Annotated in this window: 16 protein-coding genes and 1 tRNA gene; 9 read left to right on the top strand and 8 right to left on the bottom strand. The window is 42.1% G+C overall.

Annotated elements, in window-relative coordinates; all coding sequences use genetic code 11:
* Positions 1–104 precede the first annotated feature (104 nt).
* A tRNA-Leu gene (locus tag ACNPNW_RS09980) sits at positions 105–189 on the top strand.
* A 150-nt stretch (positions 190–339) separates the two neighbouring features.
* Here ACNPNW_RS09980 and ACNPNW_RS09985 read toward each other — a convergent pair.
* On the bottom strand, positions 340–543 hold the full coding sequence (locus ACNPNW_RS09985; protein WP_004280022.1) for a hypothetical protein: 204 nt from the start codon (positions 541–543) through the stop codon (positions 340–342).
* Between the two features lie 433 nt (positions 544–976).
* On the opposite strand from ACNPNW_RS09985, the gene ACNPNW_RS09990 reads away from it, so the two are divergent.
* Complete coding sequence (locus ACNPNW_RS09990; RefSeq protein WP_005107282.1) at positions 977–1,249, top strand: hypothetical protein; 273 nt, start codon at positions 977–979, stop codon at positions 1,247–1,249.
* A gap of 240 nt (positions 1,250–1,489) precedes the next feature.
* Here the strand turns inward: ACNPNW_RS09990 and ACNPNW_RS09995 are convergent, their stop codons facing one another.
* The 3 genes from ACNPNW_RS09995 to ACNPNW_RS10005 all read right to left on the bottom strand — a co-directional run bounded on the left by ACNPNW_RS09995 (position 1,490) and on the right by ACNPNW_RS10005 (position 3,838).
* Positions 1,490–1,891, bottom strand: a complete 402-nt coding sequence (locus ACNPNW_RS09995) for a YkvA family protein (RefSeq protein ID WP_253112913.1) — start codon at positions 1,889–1,891, stop codon at positions 1,490–1,492.
* Positions 1,892–2,398: 507 nt separating this feature from the next.
* Complete coding sequence (gene gloB / locus ACNPNW_RS10000) at positions 2,399–3,133, bottom strand: hydroxyacylglutathione hydrolase (RefSeq protein ID WP_247144365.1); 735 nt, start codon at positions 3,131–3,133, stop codon at positions 2,399–2,401.
* 117 nt (positions 3,134–3,250) lie between these two features.
* The gene (locus ACNPNW_RS10005) at positions 3,251–3,838 is read right to left on the bottom strand and encodes a flavin reductase family protein (protein ID WP_224215693.1); all 588 of its coding nucleotides are present in this window, start codon (positions 3,836–3,838) and stop codon (positions 3,251–3,253) included.
* 119 nt (positions 3,839–3,957) lie between these two features.
* On the opposite strand from ACNPNW_RS10005, the gene ACNPNW_RS10010 reads away from it, so the two are divergent.
* Complete coding sequence (locus tag ACNPNW_RS10010; protein ID WP_253173060.1) at positions 3,958–4,779, top strand: PhzF family protein; 822 nt, start codon at positions 3,958–3,960, stop codon at positions 4,777–4,779.
* A gap of 143 nt (positions 4,780–4,922) precedes the next feature.
* Positions 4,923–7,694 (top strand): M16 family metallopeptidase, encoded by a 2,772-nt coding sequence (locus ACNPNW_RS10015; protein ID WP_243474945.1) that lies wholly within the window; start codon positions 4,923–4,925, stop codon positions 7,692–7,694.
* 338 nt (positions 7,695–8,032) lie between these two features.
* Here ACNPNW_RS10015 and ACNPNW_RS10020 read toward each other — a convergent pair whose 3' ends face one another.
* Positions 8,033–9,097, bottom strand: a complete 1,065-nt coding sequence (locus ACNPNW_RS10020; protein ID WP_420938173.1) for an amidohydrolase family protein — start codon at positions 9,095–9,097, stop codon at positions 8,033–8,035.
* Between the two features lie 118 nt (positions 9,098–9,215).
* Positions 9,216–9,617 (bottom strand): DUF3144 domain-containing protein, encoded by a 402-nt coding sequence (locus ACNPNW_RS10025; protein ID WP_004280011.1) that lies wholly within the window; start codon positions 9,615–9,617, stop codon positions 9,216–9,218.
* A gap of 111 nt (positions 9,618–9,728) precedes the next feature.
* Between ACNPNW_RS10025 and ACNPNW_RS10030 the strand changes: the two genes are divergently transcribed.
* Positions 9,729–10,361, top strand: coding sequence for a hypothetical protein (locus tag ACNPNW_RS10030; protein WP_180180423.1), 633 nt, complete (start codon positions 9,729–9,731; stop codon positions 10,359–10,361).
* 22 nt (positions 10,362–10,383) lie between these two features.
* On the opposite strand, the gene ACNPNW_RS10035 is transcribed toward ACNPNW_RS10030, so the two are convergent.
* Positions 10,384–11,838 (bottom strand): CYTH and CHAD domain-containing protein, encoded by a 1,455-nt coding sequence (locus ACNPNW_RS10035; RefSeq protein ID WP_420938172.1) that lies wholly within the window; start codon positions 11,836–11,838, stop codon positions 10,384–10,386.
* 140 nt (positions 11,839–11,978) lie between these two features.
* Positions 11,979–13,436: a CYTH domain-containing protein gene (locus ACNPNW_RS10040; RefSeq protein ID WP_420938171.1), complete on the bottom strand. Its 1,458-nt coding sequence runs from the start codon at positions 13,434–13,436 to the stop codon at positions 11,979–11,981.
* Positions 13,437–13,765: 329 nt separating this feature from the next.
* Between ACNPNW_RS10040 and ACNPNW_RS10045 the strand changes: the two genes are divergently transcribed.
* From ACNPNW_RS10045 to ACNPNW_RS10060, 4 genes are all read left to right on the top strand, one after another.
* Complete coding sequence (locus ACNPNW_RS10045) at positions 13,766–14,149, top strand: Mpo1-like protein (protein WP_044109647.1); 384 nt, start codon at positions 13,766–13,768, stop codon at positions 14,147–14,149.
* A 781-nt stretch (positions 14,150–14,930) separates the two neighbouring features.
* Positions 14,931–15,551: a thiamine phosphate synthase gene (gene thiE / locus ACNPNW_RS10050; RefSeq protein ID WP_005246719.1), complete on the top strand. Its 621-nt coding sequence runs from the start codon at positions 14,931–14,933 to the stop codon at positions 15,549–15,551.
* A 38-nt stretch (positions 15,552–15,589) separates the two neighbouring features.
* A complete protein-coding gene (gene hemL / locus ACNPNW_RS10055) occupies positions 15,590–16,891 on the top strand; it encodes a glutamate-1-semialdehyde 2,1-aminomutase (protein ID WP_420938170.1) in 1,302 nt (433 codons plus the stop codon).
* 143 nt (positions 16,892–17,034) lie between these two features.
* Complete coding sequence (locus tag ACNPNW_RS10060; RefSeq protein ID WP_004280003.1) at positions 17,035–17,451, top strand: GlcG/HbpS family heme-binding protein; 417 nt, start codon at positions 17,035–17,037, stop codon at positions 17,449–17,451.
* Positions 17,452–17,607: the final 156 nt, after the last annotated feature.

Consider the following 17,607-nt stretch of genomic DNA (forward strand, 5'->3'; position numbering starts at 1 on the left):
GTGTAATGGTAGCATGACGGTCTCCAAAACCGTTCGTCAAGGTTCGAATCCTTGATCCTCTGCCAAAGTTTGAAAGAAATCCAACGTTAAGTTGGTACCCTGATGGGGACGTGGCGAAATTGGTAGACGCACTGGATTTAGGTTCCAGCGCCGCGAGGTGTGAGAGTTCGAGTCTCTCCGTCCCCACCATCATATTAAAGCAAGGCAGATGCCTTGCTTTTTTATTGCCTAAAATTTACTGAACAAAGAAAAGCCCATCGAAATGGGCTGAATAACTGGAGAATAGCGCTGTTAAATCAGTGGAAAGATTAATTTATTTTTCTGTTCTTAAAGAAGCAATCAGGCTTTTAAATGATCTTCAAATTCCTCGCCTAGTTGTAGTGCCAAGGCATTACCTGCCAGATCACAGGTTACCAGGCCATATTCTTTCTTGAAACTGAAACTGAAACCACGATCATCCGCCAGGGTGCGTACCGAATATCCTAATTTTTCTAACCATAGTCGAAATGCAATCAAATTTTTCGCTTTAACCACTTTTTTCACGAGATCACTCCTTCATCATTGTTAAATCTTAAATAAGGGTGAAAAATTATCTTTTAAAGGGCAAATGCCTTTATTTAAATTAATTTAAATGAATTTGTGTATATAGTGAACATCGGTTGATTAAGAAAAAATCAATTTAAACGTTAAGTAAATGATTTTTATCATATTGAATAGGTTGTAACTAAATATTAAGCTTTTATAAGCTATAAATTTGGATAATTAATTTTCTAATTCAATAGCTTATTAGGGAAACAGGTTATTTCCTAATTTTATCAATCGTATGAAATAGAAAATTTCAGATCTAGAATGAGAAAATTAAAATCCAATCGACTTATTTATTAAAAGAATACCGGCTGCTGGTTTTCTGATCTTCAGCTCGATTTGCATGCTTTATACTGTCTGAAATGTAATTCTCAAACTGAATACCCGCACCATGACTGAATTAACCATTGAAGACTATGTGAATCAGCAAATTGAATTAATGCAGCAGCAGGGACTTGATCCGGTTGCTGTGATGTTGGGACATGAAGACTGGTTGAGCTTTAGTATTCAGTCGAAAGTGGCCTATACGCCTTTCGGCAGTGCCCGTCGTTATCAGCCTGCTTTAGGTGGCTTGCTACTGGTACGTATTGATGAAATGCAGGCGGTGCGTGTCGTGACTCAAGGTGAACTGGATACTTATGCACAAAGTAACCAGATTCTTTAACATTGCTTCATGCGATACATACGTTGCCAGTTTTAGTGAATAGAATCCAAGAAACTAGTTACTGCTATCCTACATATCATCATTCGGGATCGACATGGCCAATGTCACTTTTAAAGTTGAACGACAGAACTAATGTCATGCTCTGAAAGCAGACATTTTATTTCTATTTTGGTTTACAGTTTAATTTTGAATAATGCCCATTATATTAAATGGGTGCAAATGAGAGAGGGTATCTAAATCTCACTTGTTAAAAATAGACAGTATAGACAGTGAATCGTTCATGAAGTACATGGTTAAATATCCCAATATTACAAGCCATACCAGGATAATAATTCCTGCTGCCCAACGGTTTATAGGCCTTTCAACTAAGGTTTCTCCAAGAATTCTACAATCATCTATAATGTTTTGTGGGGTAAGCTTGATAACTAATAAAATACCTAAAGGTACAACAATAATATCGTCTAAATACCCAAGTACGGGAATAAAATCTGGAATTAAATCAATTGGTGAGAAGGCATAGGCAGCAATAATTAAAGCTAAAAACTTTATAGAATTGGGCGTTCGCTTGTCTTTTGCAATAAGCCAAACAACCAAGATGTCTTTTTTAATTGATTTAGCCCATTGCTTGATTCTTTGATACATAGCAAATATTAAAAGAACTATAGAGATTTAATCATAAGAGAGTTTTCTTAAAACAATATAGATTTTTATTATCCTATTACGATTTTCTAAAATTAACATAATACGCGTTATACGAACTAACAGCTATTTTTTATTTTATACAAATTATATGTTTAGCGTATAAGTGAAAGCCCAATTCAAGTAAATTGGGCTTTTTTATTCACTTGTTAGGTTCCATGCTGATTATTTAAGCAATGTTCCACGAATTTCTCTAATTTAAATCAATATCATCCTGTTATTTATAAGTCATTATTTCATGTGTTGGAACTGAAATTGGTTTCTAAAAAAATAGAGGACTTGATTAATTATAAGAAAGCAAAAATGGCACAGAAAGACATTTTTTAGATGGAGATTCAACTTATTCCAATTTGTGCAAAATTTGTACGTGCCTTTCAATAACATTCTATGCATCGCAAATGACAAATAAGTAAGTCGGCTGAAGCATTGATCTTCAGCTTTGAATCCGGTTTAAAACTGATCTTTCAGGGTTCTTAAACGCTGGAATTCTTCCACGCTTTCTGCGCGCAGAAAAGGATTGGTTTGCAATTCATCTTCAATACTACTTGGCAGCGTGCACTGGCCTAGTATACGCAAACGCTCAATATGTTCGAAGCGTTCCAGAATTGCCGAATTGTCCGGTTCAACGTGTTTGGCAAACTGTGCATTCGATAATGTGTATTCATGGGTGCAATAGACTTGGGTGCGCGGTGGCAAGGCAGCCAGACGGGACAGTGAATGATACATCTGTGAATAGGTGCCTTCAAAAACCCGGCCACAACCCATGGCAAATAAGGTATCGCCGCAGAACAGCACATCAATCGCATCAATAAAATAAACAATATGGCCGAGTGTATGCCCGGGTACAGCAATCACCTGGATATCTATTCCATGAAAATTAAACTGTTCTTCATGCTCAAGCGGATGGGTGATAAACGGAATTTTGCTTAGTTCTGCCCGTGGGCCATACACAGGCAGATTTTGTCCTTGGATCAGTTCCGGCACACCGCCAATATGATCTTTATGCCAGTGAGTCAGCCAGATTTGACTTACAGTTAAACCGTGTTCGGCACAATAGTCTTGTACCAATTCTGCTTCGGTTGGATCAATCACAGCCACCTGATGCGACGCGGTATGTTCAAGCAACCAGATATAATTTTGCAGTGAATTCTGGACATCAATACAGTGAATTTTAAAAGGCATCATAGCGCATCAGACCAAATGAAGATTAAGGATAAAGTAGCATAATTTCGGATGCTCTGGGGCTTGCAGATATCATCTATTCATCCGCAATTATTTTCATTTATTCCAAATTTGAAAAATTTATGATTCTGGATCATCAATGCTCACAGCATTACCAATGGTATAAAAATGACCACCGGCTATATGATGAATACTTTTCCATTCTTCATCCACCTCATGATAATGCCAGTGGCCGTCGCGGAAGACCCGATCATCGGCATAGGCTGCAATCACCTTGCCTATAAACAGGTCATGCATTTGCTGGTTATGCGGCTCAGGAATCAGCTCGCAGAGTATCCAGGCCGCACAGCCTTGTACTACAGGAATATCAGCATCAGGAAAATGAAATAGTTCTACTCCGGATTGTGCCAGTTTGTCCGGCACATCATGCAGGCTCTGCGTACCCAGACGATAGACCATATTCAGTTGTTTCAATGTTGGAATTTGCAGCGCGAAATAACCTGAATTTTCAATAATATTTCGGGTTTTGGTGCTTTTATCCAGAACCACAGTCACTTTTGCGGGGCTGAATTCCAATGCGCATGCCCAGGCTGCTGCCATAACATCTGTATCCTGCTGATCTTGAGCAGATACCAGTACAGTAGGGCCATGGGTAATCAGACGATAAGCTTTTTCTAAGGGAACGCTTTGAATATGGGAGTTTGTCATGCAGCACCATTTGCTCTATTTATTTACTAGGCCAGATTAATGAGATCATTAACATATTCAAGTTCATTCTTGCAAAAAAGCTTTTAAACTAGAGATCGTTATATTCAGGAATTCAAAAAATGAAAATGTACCAGGTCGATGCGTTTACCACGGAACTGTTTAAAGGCAATCCTGCAGCCGTGATTGTGCTGGATGAATGGCTCGAAGATGGTCTGATGCAAAATATCGCCTTGGAAAATAATCTGTCCGAAACGGCTTTTGTTAAAGTCATCGATAGCGATAATTATGCCATCCGCTGGTTTACGCCAACCAAGGAAGTGGATTTTTGTGGTCATGCGACATTGGCCAGCAGCTTTGTACTATTCAATCAATTTGATACGGGGAAAACGATTCATTTTCATGTAAAAGACTTAGGCATTTTTGTAGTCAATCAGGATGCAGATGGCAAGATCAGAATGAACTTTCCAGTTCGTCGTGCAGAGCCAGTTGCTGAATATCCTGAAGCTTTAAGACAGGCCTTGAGCAAACCGTTTAAACAGGTTTATCTGAACGCGCAGGGCTATATTGTTGAATATGAATCGGTACAGGATGTGCTGGATGAAATGCCTGATTTTGAACTGTTAAAACAGTTGAATGGCAAGCGTACAGCCATTACTGCTCAGAATACCTATTTAGACGTTGCGATCACTTCACAAGATACCCAATACGATTGTATTTCACGTTATTTTGCACCGAGTAATGGAATCAATGAAGATCCGGTAACAGGTTCAATTCACACCGGAATTGCACCGCTGTGGGCCGAAAAACTGGGTAAAAATGAACTGGTCGCCTATCAGGCATCAGCGCGTGGTGGGGTGCTATATTGTGCCTTGCAAGATCAGGATCGAATTGAAATTTCCGGTTATGGAAAATTATATATGCAAGCCGAAATTTATCTTTAATTTTTTAATTACATAGAACTACATGTCGTCAGGTGAGGCGGCATGTTATTTTGATGGTCCGGCTTGGAATAGATTATTCAGAAAAAGAATCATTCTCTAAGAAGGGCGCGAATAAAAATTTATATTTATAATTTGGATGAAGAATGTTGCTACGTTATAAAAATTTAAGTCTGGCGATTGTATTGTCTGGCTGTAGTGCACTGAGTTTTGCACAACCTGTTTTGGTGAAAACGGAACAAAATGTTGAAGAATACCGACTGGATAATGGACTGCGCATTATCCTGGCACCGAATGATAAAGAAAATAAAGTTTTTATGAATACGGTCTATCTGACCGGCTCCCTGAATGATCCTCAAGGCAAGGGCGGTCTGGCGCATCTGCTGGAACATTTGGCCTTTAAAGGCACAGAAAATGTCAAAGGGGATGAATTCCAGCGTCGACTGGATCAATATACCTTGATGACCAATGCCAGTACCGACTATTACTCAACCAAATATACTAATGTGATCCGTCCTGAAAAAACTGCGCTGAGTGAAGTCATTTTTCTCGAAGCCGAACGCATGGACAAGCTGGTGCTTCAGGAAAAATATGTACCGACTGAAATTGATATTGTAAAACGCGAGCGTGAAATTCGTCTGGATCAGCCATTTTCAGTATTGATCGATCAGGTGTTTAAATCTGCTTATGGCAATCAGTATTTAGGCCGTTTGCCGATTGGTGACCTAAATGAGCTGCAATCAATCAATATGCAGGAACTAAACCATTTTTACCGTCAATGGTATGCACCGAATAATGCCTTTGTGGTCATTTCGGGCAAATTTGATAAGGCCGAAGTCTTAAAACAGCTGGATACGCATTTCAGTCCGATTCAATCCCGAAATGTACCAGCGCAAGTGAAAGTCCCAGCGCTTAAACCAGAGCAAATCAAACAGCGTGAATTTACAGTAAAGAAAGGCAGTGATCTGGCCAAGTTTAATCTTTATTTGAATCAATCCGAAGAAAGCATTAAAACGGCTTTGGCTGTTTCGCCAACGCTCTATACTTTGCAGCCAAGTGGACATCTCTATCAGAATATGGTGGAAACTGGGAAGTCAACAGCGGTGCAATCCAGTACCTGGCTGGATAAAGACTTTAATCTGGTGTTTATGGGAGCAATCTATGCTCCGAATCATCAGGCACAAGCGATAGAGCAGGGACTGATTCAAGGCGTAGAACAGAGTCAGCCATTTACCGAAGCAGAATTAAACCGGGCTAAAAATCTGACCCGAAATCAGGCCGACAATATTAAAAACAGTGCGACTGCTTTGGGTTCACGTTTAAGCGATTATGCAGTGGCGTATTCAGGTGACTGGAGCCAGTATTTTAAAGATCTGAATGCAATTCAAAGCCTGAGTGTGAATCAGGTCAATCAGGTCTATAAGAGTTTTTTAAAACCTGAATACCGTATTTCTGGCAATATTTTACCTACCCCGGAAGATCAGAAGAAAGCGCAGGAACTGGCACAGACAGAAGCACCGGCAAAAACTCTGGATCAGCAGGCTGAAGCAGAAGAGCCAATGAAAGATGTCAGTGTCTATCAGGCTGAAGTAAAGCAATATGTCCAGGAATCCAAACAGTATTTGTACAGTAAAGACAAACAGATTCAGCGTGGCAAGTTGAAAAATGGCATTAAATACGCGCTGTTTCCGACGACTACCCGCGATGACAAGGTCTATGCCACAATTTCATTGGATTTTGGTACCGCTCAAAGCCTGATGAATAAAGGCGAGATTCTGGACCTGACGGCTTATTTAATGTTGCGCTCTTCGGAAACTCAAAGCTTGCAGCAGATTGCCGATAAAATTATTGAAGTAGGCGGTTCGGCAACTGCCGGTGCATCCGGCAATGGCCTGACCTTGCAGATCAGCGCCAAAAAAGAAAAGTTTGAAGAGTTTTTTCAGTATGTGGTTGATGTGCTGAAAACGCCGGCATTTGAACAAAGTCAGTTTGATTTAATCAAGGGACAGACTTTATCCAGTCTGGATCGTCCTTATACTGAACCAGATACGGTGTCGAGCTTGACGATGGCCCGAACGATCGAGATCTATCAGCCTGGCGATCTGCGTTTCCATTTCGAGCCTGAACTGGCCAAAAAACAGTATCAGAAAGCGACTCGCGAACAGGTTATGGCACTGTATCAGCAGTTTTTAAAAACCCAGCATGCACAAATCGCGGTCACAGGTGAGTTTAATCCAAAATCGATGCAAAAAACGCTGAAAAACAGTTTCTCAGACTGGAAAGCTACACAGCCTTATGAGCGTCTGAAATCGGAATATCGAAGCTATCCAGCCCAGAAAATTCATGCGTTGTCTGAGCAGCGTGAATTCGGGAGTTATGAGGCATTCATGAGCATGCCGGTCGGCGCAGATCATGCCGATGCACCTGCATTACAGGTATTTCGATATATTCTGGGTGATTCACAGTTATCGTCACGACTGGCACAAGAGCTACGCGAGAAAAATGCACTAGTCTATGGTTTTAGTGCAGATGTGCAACTCGATGAATGGGCAGATGTGGGCGCCATGATGATTAGTGCCAATTATACGGCTGGAAAATCCGCACAGGTTTCTCAGGCAGTGCATAAGGTACTGAATGAACTGCTGACACGTGGCGTGACTGAACAGGAAGTCGAAGCGGCAAAAGCCAGTATCTTGAAACAGCGTTTAACTGCACTCGAAGATGATCGCCGTATTCACACTATGTTGATTCCACAGCTGGAAAAAGACCGTAATCTGGTTTACCGGGAAAAACGTGATCAGGCGATTGCTCAACTGAGCAAAGCCGATATTGATGCCATGATCAAAAAATACATCAAGCCGGATCAGCTGGTTGAAGTGATGGCCGATCAGTATGGTAAGCAAGTGAAAACATCATAGTGTTGATAAAAAATCCCCTCAAGTGAGGGGATTTTTTTTATTTACTTGAGCTTTATGTTCTAGGTTGCTCTATAGCTAAAAACAATCCCTCCGATTATGCCTGCAAGGATAGATAGGGGCAGACTCCAATCAGATGCAATAAGAAGAAAAATCAATATTCCACAGCCACTCAAAGCTGAATAGAAGGCAATATCTCGATCAAAAGGATGATGGATCGCCACTTGATAATAATAAGACGTTATCCAGCTTGAAATAATAGTGAGTAAAATACAAAGTCCTTTGCCTGAAGGCGTATTTAGACTGGAATCTGTTATCCAACTTAGCATGTCCTCATCTACTCAAAGTCGATAAAAACGTTTAGCATTTTCATAAAAAATCGGCTTTAACGCATTTTCATTGTAGTCCTGCACAATATCGCTAAAAGCATCAATAATGTTGGTGAGTGAGCTACTGACACTGTCCATTGGAAAGTTGGATGCAAACATCACGCGCCCAGAACCAAAACAGTCTAAAGTATGCTGGATCACGGGTGCGGCACGTTCCACTAATTCCTGTTTACTTGCCAGCCGTTTCTGCGTGTGAAAATCATGTCCCAAGACTGGCATAAACAGACCAGACATTTTGGTCGATACATTTTTGCATTCGGCCAGTTCTGCCAACTGATCTTTCCAGTCTGCAAATATCTGGGTGCGATCTTGTTCGGTCTTGCCTGTAGCTTTGCTCACTTTGCCAAATAAACCTGCGGGCGTACCCAGATGATCCAGCACAATAGGGGTGTTTGGAAAGGCTTTGGCCAGCGCAGTAACATCCGCAATCTGGGTAGAGTACACCCAGGCATCAAAGCTTAAATCTTGCCTGGCCAGTTCTTCAAAGCCCTTCAGGAAATCTGTGTTGCGATAGAGATGCGGTTCATCGGTCCAGGCATGAAACCCTTTATCTGGATGTACTGCAGCCATTTTACGGATGCCCCGAAACTTGGGAGAAGCTTCGCGATGCAATTGAATCAACTGTTTAAAATTTTTCTGCCGCGGATCCGCCGTGGCGACAATTCCACCCAATTGGATAGTGTGCTGATCAAAAGGAAGCCCAGCGATAAAACGGGTTTCATTTACCACACCCGTACCTTTATGGTCATGCCAGCTGGCTTCAACATGCACAATCTGCTCTATTTCATAATGTCCTGCATCTTTCTTGTAATTTGCAGGCAGATAAGGTGCAGTCAGGTGCTGTGTCAGGCCAATGGTCTCAATGACGTCTCTGGGTTTCAACAGTCGAACCATTCTGTCTAGTAATTTGGGATGATTGCCGAACAGCTTTACCGCTAGCGCTGCCGCATGTGGGGTATTGTACGGATCCCATTGGTGGATATGAGGGTCAATGATCGGGAAGGGAAGTTGCTGCATGCTATGCCTTGTTTTCGTTTATTTATTATTCAATTTATATAGTGCTTAAATCACTTTAAAGTCAATATGATAAATGACAGCAAATAAAAAAAGCCCCGCGGGGCTTTTCGTATTTTAATCAATGATCATGCTTGTGATCATGGTTATGCTTGTTGGCATGAAACTCTTCATTGTGACGGAAACGTAAATAGTTTTCGAACTGTTCACAGTATTCATCATAGTTATCTTCCAGCATCATTTGAAATTGCTGCAAGATATAAGACATGACCTGATCTTTGGCATCGCGCATTTCATTCCCATCTTTAAAGTTATTCGCTGCCACCCAGGTATTGAAACGGGCAGTACCAAATAACATCGCCGCACTGACTTGACCGCGCTTATCGCTCGGTTTTTCCTGTGAGCCTTTTTCTACGCGACAAAACTCGTTGGCTTGTTGAATAAATTCATCAGCACGTTCAAAGAATGCCGCATTTAACGCTTCTTCTTCGGTTACATCGGTTGCTTCAATCTTTTGAACCATGAATTTGTTCCTAACACTAAAATCTCAATCGTTAATTATAGGCAAAGCCTTGCAGAAACTAAACCTTTGCCTTAATCTAAAAAATAGCCTAAGCATATAAAAGTGAATGCCATGCAGGATGCGATTGCAGTACAAAGCCTAAAAAGTGATATTGCCTTATTGCGCCAGAATATTTGGCCACCGGCAAATCTAGCCAATGTTGAAGGCTTGCCGATTTATTATGGCAGCCAGTCACAGGTAGATGAATACTATAGCCAGTGGCTCGGGCTGATTGAAAGGGCACAGGATCTGTTTCAGCCTTTTATGGAAGATGAAATCTTGGATGCGATCCATCTGCCGAGTCATTTAAACTTGCCGCTGTTTTATTTTCATGTTGACCGGATTCGCATTAATAAAACCCGCGCCAAGGAATCCAAAACTTTTCGTGGGGTCGCCAGCCTGATCGAAAAATGTGGCCAGTTCGAACCCGAGCAGGTCACAGCCATGCGGCAATGGCTAGACAGTGACGACACCGCAGCATTGGTGGCACACCGTGAGTTTGTGGATTTACGCACTTATGTATTTCAGCATGGCCAGAGCGAATATACGCGCACCCGTTTTTACGTCAATGGAATCGTGCTGAGTGTTGAGCCACATTTTGAACTGGTCGATGCACGTGATAAGCCACGCAAGCAACGCAGCGACAGTTATAACGATCCTCTGGCAGACAATAATACCTGGAAAGTATTCGGCAAATATCGCTAGCACAATTTGACCAAGCCCGGTCTTACCAGAAGGGCTTGGTAGTTTCAGCAAACTGTTGTAAACGCTCGGCTGCTTCACTCGACAAACGCTGCTGTTCTGCGCTTATCCAGCCCAGTACAAACCAGGCCTTGGCCTGTTGTTTGACATAAGGTCTAAATAATTCGTCTGCTACAAATAGGTCGTTATAATGCCCGAGACTTTCCTGCAAGGGTTTTAAGGCTTTTAGATAGGCTTTAACCTCTTTTTCAGGAAATAAGCTTTGCAAGAATTCTACATTATAGCGTAAGCGTTTAACCCGTTTGCGTGTGCGATGTCGGGATTCAATATCCAGTTCTTGATAGTTCTCGGCATCCTGACAGATTTGCTGGTGCAGCTTGCTCAGGCCTTTACACAAAATTTTATGCGAAGACTTGACTTTGTTATCCGTTTTTTCTTGGCTAAAGCTGAACAGTTGCAGCATTAATTCTACGGTAGCAGGACTTCTAAACAGCGCACTGATATCTGGTTGTTTTTGTCGGTGTGGTGGTAATTTCAGTAAGGGTGAACCTGCTTTTTCCAGTTGTGGAATCAGGCTTTCTGCCAGGGCATCGCGATCTCGGGTGGAACCCAGTTGCTGAAAAATATCCCGCAGCTGTTCCGGCCATTCTGGCTGTACATGTTCAGTCACGGACTGGAAAATTTTAAAAGCACTGCGCAAACGTCGAATCGCAACACGTGCCTGATGCACATGATCACTATTATAATTTTCGGCAGCAATCGCCGTCGCATTTGGGAAAAGATGAGCGAGACAGTTGGCGACAATTTTTTGTAAAATCGTACTGATCTGATCTTTCTGTTCAAGCACTAAGGGAAGCTGATGCTGAACTGGCAGACTCTCTTCATCATGTAATAAGGCATAACCGCGTTCCGATTTGCTCCGTGTATCCAGCCACAAAGCATAACGCTGAACCCAGGGCTGAATGAAATCAATCAATTCACTCAGCTGGCCGGATTTAAGCTCAAATTCGACTTCATAAATATCGATGGCTTGATCATTGTGTCGAATTTCTCCGACATCAAAGGCAATTTCAATCTGGCTGTCCAGATGACTTTCTGTGAGGACATACCGTACGACATCTGTTTCAAATTGCAGGATGAGTGGTGTCTCCAGATCACCGAGCGCCTGTTTCAGGATTTTTTTGGCCGGTTTATGTTTGCGATATAACTGAAAATCACAATGTTCCGGAGGACTTTTTAATTCATGCTCAAGTTCAAAACGTTCAAATTGTTGTTCAGTCGCTGCTTTCAGGGTTTGAATCCATTGCTGGTCTTCCAGACGTTGCCGCAGGGCAATCTGATGTTGTTGTAAGTGTTGCGCTTCAGTATCAAAGTAGCGTGCACACAGACGATGCCGAGTCGGCTGAAGTTTCTGAATGTCCTGTTCAAATTGCACACGAGACTGTGGCGGAATCTGGAATTTGAGTTCTATTTCTGCCATCGGGTCATTCCTCCGCGATGTTGGTTTTATAGATTAATATAGCCCAAAGATCGGCAGGGGTGTGATGTGCTTCTGCAACAAAAAAGCACGCCAGAGAAGGCGTGCTTTGAGTTTTTCTTGTGATATTTATTTCAATATGTTTATTTCAGGAATTTACGACTGACCAAGAACTGTTCGGTCGCTTCAAGCAGTTTCTGCGCATAGACTTCCTGCTTGGCGGTCAGCCAGCCCAGCACAAACCAGTCACTTGCTTCCAGCTCGGTCTGCTGAATATAAACTGCAGAAGAGGCCAAAGTTTGATATTCACTGGCTGCCAGTTGAGCATCGTTCAGCGCTTTGCTGTATTTCTGCAAATTTTTGACATCATAGATCGTGGTTAAAATCGGAAAGCTGAATTTGAGCTCCTGAATCCGGCCCGACAATTGATCCAGACTTTCAAAATCAGTGATATCGGTCTGGTTCATTTGTTCCTGCAAAGCTTTATATTGCTGTTGCAAGGTAGTTTGAGCAGCAGTTTTCAAGTCCAGCGAGGCATGCTCATTTTCATTTAAACTGAACATCAGTAATTCCAGATAATGATGCACATTCTGGGTAGATTTGACCAGATTACCGAGTTTCTCCTGCGCATACAGAATATCTTTGCTCAGGTTTTCTGCCGTGGTGGGATTTTGCAGGAAGCCGGCCAAGCTGTTTTGCATATGTTGTAAATGTTGCAAATGTTCAAATTGCTGCTTAAAGGCCGCCAGTTGATGTGCCCATTTGTCCGAAAGCTGTGGATGCCAGTCTTTGAAGAGCAGCAAGGTCAGATATAAGTGATCCAGTGCCAGTCGTGCCTGATCAATATGTTCCTGCTCTGCAACCTGAGCTGCAATCGCCGCGATATTCGGCAATAAATGCTGCATCTGCTGTGCAATCAGACTGCAGATGGTTTCACTGGCGCTGTCTTTTTTGCTGATCTGAAATTCTTTGCTAAGGGTCGCAGGACTGACGCGCTGTGAAGTGGCCAATAAATTGCCTATTTCGGCCTTACTACGTACATCGAGCCAGAGCTGGTATTTCTTGACCCATTCAAAACTGAAGGCCAGCAGATGTTGAATTGAACCATTTTTTAGTTCGAACTCGACTTCATGTACTTCTTGCTCAGCATCCTGTGTGCGGATCTGTCCAATATCCAGGCTGACTTCGATCTGGGTATCTTCATAGTCAATCACTCTTAACGTACGGGCAATATCGGTTTCAAACTGGAGTTGTAGCTGATCGAACTGATTGCCGAGCGCATTGCTGAGAATTGCCCCGGCTTCTGGAAATTTTTTATAAATATCTAAATCCAGTTCAGGAGATGCGGTTAATTTCCCTAGATCATGATTATGTTCAAAGCGTTCGATATGGCTTTTTCCGGCCGCTTTTAGCGTTTGCACCCAACGTGTACCTTCCAGACGCTGACGCAGTGCCACCCCATGCCGGGCCAGTTGGCGGTCGGCAGTATCATAATATTTGGCTTGAAGCTGGATCTGTTGAGACTTTTTCGGATCAAGTGCCTTGAGCAGTGCAGTGCGTCGTGCCGCAGGAATCTGGAACTTGAGTTCAACTTCAACCATGATGATCATCCTATCTGTTCAGTGCAATTAAGCGCTGAATCTTCACTTGAATAAGGTTATGAAATAAGGCGGACAGCAGCCGCAATTATATTTTTAGATTTGTGCGCAGCAGATTGTAACCAAAATCAAAATGCATGTAAGACTTGACGGAACATAAAAAGCTTAAACAGAAGTTTGAAACTTAGATTTCATCGGTTCATTTTAGGCTAAAACAATCGGATTCAGGCCTTCACGAGGATGTGCAAGATGCATTGAAGCGCGCATCAAAAGGCTGTTATTTGGCTAAAATATACGCTAAGGTAAAACAAAAAACGTCAGGATGATGACAGATGAATGTACAAGTACAACCAGAAAGTAAGAATGAGGTGATGGTTCAGCCCCAGATGCCGATTAAGAACTATCATGAATTTTATCGCTTCTATTTGACTGAGCATCGGCATATTATTAGCCGCCGTCTGCACGTGGCCGGCAGTAGCATCGGTTTATACTGTTTTGCCAAAGCCATTCGTCAAGGCAAGCCGCGATATTTTGCCTATGGTTTACTCTCGGGCTATGCCTGTGCCTGGGTCGGTCATTTTATCTTTGAGCGCAATAAACCAGCCAGCTTCAAACAGCCTGTATATAGCTTTATCTCGGACTGGCGCATGTTTGCCGATGTCCTGCGTGGTAATATCAGTCTGATCGACCTTAAATACGATAAAATTTCCCGTTAAGCCAGAATGACTTTTATCGGAATGTGCCCACTTAAAGCATGAAATTTCGATAAAAGCCTTGCAAGTCTAGAATTATTATTCTAATAATTATGGTATTGCAGATTAGGTTTTTTGATCAACCATTATATTTTAATTAATACATCAGTTTTCCAAGCCTGGAGCGACCTTCTCCGGGCTTTTTTTATGCCTGTTTGCTACCAATAAATGTTCAAGATTTTGCTCATGCTATTGTGTAAATATTCATAGAAGAATTCATGTGGATTTGTGCTGAAAGTAAAAGATCCTTTCTGGCTTTGAAACGTTTCCCCACAAACGAATGACTCAAAACCAGAAAGGATCGGGTATTACAAACACAGGTATTTATTTTTCTGTTTATTTTCTGTGTCTAAGGCTATTTAAGACGCTTCGTGCCGATTGGGCTATCCCTGAAAATGGGTATTTTTAATATTAATTAATTTGAGTACGCTTGAGCCAGGCGAAAAAAAGACAAAAAAAATCGCTCTTAGAATTTTGCAACTTCTCCACCAAGTTATCTGCAAAATCCTAAAAGCGTTTGTCGGAGGGCGTAAGCATTAACACGTTATAATTATTGTTATAAGGCAATTAAAACGCAGATTTGAAAGCCCGTATATCCCTGAAAATGGTGATATTTAAGATTTAATTGATAAATTGCGCTAAAAACCTGCAAATCTGTTGCTGCTTGGTCTCAGAAACAGCAGGACTGCGGCAATTAAACCGAGTTATGCCTATAATAGAGCCATCCTAGCAAGTGGCGAGCAAGATGCGCGGTTTATATTTAATTACCAATGATGATCCATTAGAGCTTTTATTGGCGAAGTTGGAAGGTGCAATGGCCAATGGTGGTGTTGCGGTCTTGCAATATCGCCGTAAAAAAGTGGCGAAAGAAGATCAAATTTACGAAATCGAGTATATGAAAGCCATGTGTGCTGAATATGCTGTACCTTTCGTGATTAATGATGATCTGGAAATGGCGGTTAAATACAGCGTGGGTGTGCATTTAGGCCAGGATGATGGTTCGATTGTCGACGCTGTTGCGCGTTTGCCTAAAGGCGTGTTGATTGGCCGTAGCTGTAATAACTCACTTGAGCTGGCTGAACAGGCCATTGCCGATGGTGCGAATTATGTGGCATTTGGAGCAATTTATGCTACTGATAGTAAACCTGAAGCGGGTAATATTGGTCTTGAAACCTTAAAACTGGCCAAAGAGAAATTGAATGTACCTTTATGTGCCATTGGTGGTTTAACGGTTGAAAATTCCAAGGATGTCATTGAGTCAGGTGCGGATTATTGCGCGGTGATTAGTGATATATTGGGACTCCCTATGAATGCCATTCCTGAACGTTTAGATGAATGGTCTGCGCTTTTTCAAGCTACAGCATAAAATTTTTTGATTGATTTAATTTTGAGTCGAGTGCCTTCATGAGCTTATCTCCAAAGCAAGAACAATTGTTCAAACAAGCTAATAAACATATTCCGGGTGGCGTTAATTCACCTGTACGCGCATTTAATGGTGTCGGTGGGACGCCGGTCTTTATCGAAAAAGCCCAAGGTGCGTATCTGTATGATGTCGATGGTAAGCGTTATGTGGACTATGTAGGTTCATGGGGGCCGATGATTCTGGGCCATGCACATCCGGCGATTATTAAAGCCGTTCAGGATGCTGCGGTCGATGGTTTGAGTTTTGGTGCGCCCACAGTTCATGAAACCACGCTTGCAGATATTATTTGCGAGATCATGCCATCGATTGAACTAGTGCGTATGACCAACTCGGGTACAGAAGCGACCATGACCGCGATTCGTTTAGCACGTGGTTATACTGGCCGTGACAAGATTGTAAAATTTGAAGGCTGTTATCATGGTCACTCAGATTCATTATTGGTAAAAGCCGGTTCAGGTTTATTGACCAGTGGAGAAGGGGAAGCGACGTCTGCAGGCGTGCCAGCAGATTTTGCTAAACATACGCTGACACTTCCATATAACGACATCGCGACTTTAAAAGAATGCTTTGCCAAATTCGGTTCAGAAATTGCCGGCGTGATTGTTGAGCCAGTCGCAGGCAACATGAACTTGGTGAAACCAATTGACGGTTTCCTGCAAGCGATTCGTGATGTTTGTGATGAACATGGTTCAGTGTTTATCATTGATGAAGTAATGACCGGTTTCCGTGTCGGTTTGGGTGGTGCGCAAGCACATTATGGCGTTACTCCGGATTTAACCACTTTAGGTAAAATCATCGGTGCAGGCTTACCAGTCGGTGCATTCGGTGGTAAACGTGAAGTGATGGAATGTATCGCACCATTGGGTAAGGTCTATCAAGCAGGTACGCTATCAGGTAACCCATTGGCAATGCGTGCAGGTATCGAGATGTTCAAGCATTTACGTACCGAAGGTTTTTATGAAAAATTAACCGCACAACTCGAAAAATTGCTCGCCGGTTTACAAACTGCTGCTGATGAAGCAGGCATTCCATTCAAGACCCAACAAGTGGGCGGTATGTTTGGTCTTTACTTTACCGATCAGGAAGATATTACTAGCTTCGACTCTATGCTGAAATGCGATGTCGATGCCTTCCGTAAATTCTTCCATGGCATGTTAAGTCGTGGCGTAAACCTTGCACCATCTGCTTTTGAAGCAGGATTTATTTCTGCTGCGCATAGTGATGAAGATATTGCTTACACGATTCAAGCGGCTAAAGAAACTTTTGCTGAGATGAAAGCGTAATACCTCTCCCAAACCCTCTCCTTAAAGGAGAGGGCTTTCATCTATTGAATAGAAATGAAAATTTAAAGACTTCCTCCAGTATTCTTGCGCTATATATGGCTCAGGCTTAGGGGGAATTACATTTAAAATTAGAGATCATTTTCATGCAAACCAAACATTATTTGACTTTAAGCGATGCGGAATTTTTATTAGATCAAGCCCATCAATATGCCATTCAGAACAGTTTTAATGTCAGTATTGCAGTCGTAGATGAAACGGGTAATTTGCTTGCGATGAAGCGTATGGATGGTGCAGCACCGATGACTGCAAATCTGGCCGTCGAAAAGGCTAAATGTTCAGCTATGAGTCGCCATCCCTCCAAACTGTTTGAGGATATTATCAAAGGCGGACAGATGGGTTTTCTGACCATGGAAACTTTCTCAGGAATGTTGGAAGGTGGTGAACCGATTCTGTATCAAGGCCAGCTCGTCGGTGCGATGGGTGTGTCGGGTGTGAAGTCGTTTGAAGATGCGGAGATTGCACAGGTAGCCATTGAGAAATTTTTGGCTAAGCAAAGCTAATCCAAAATAGAAATTGATCAGCTTAATTTAATAAAATCATTCAAAGTTGTACCAAAATGAAGCGTGGAACGTGAAATATCAACTAAAAAGCCCAATCGCTAATGAGTGGGCTTGTCTATATACAATTAAAGTTATAATTTAAAAAGGAAATCAAAA

The organism is Acinetobacter endophylla, from assembly GCF_053543775.1.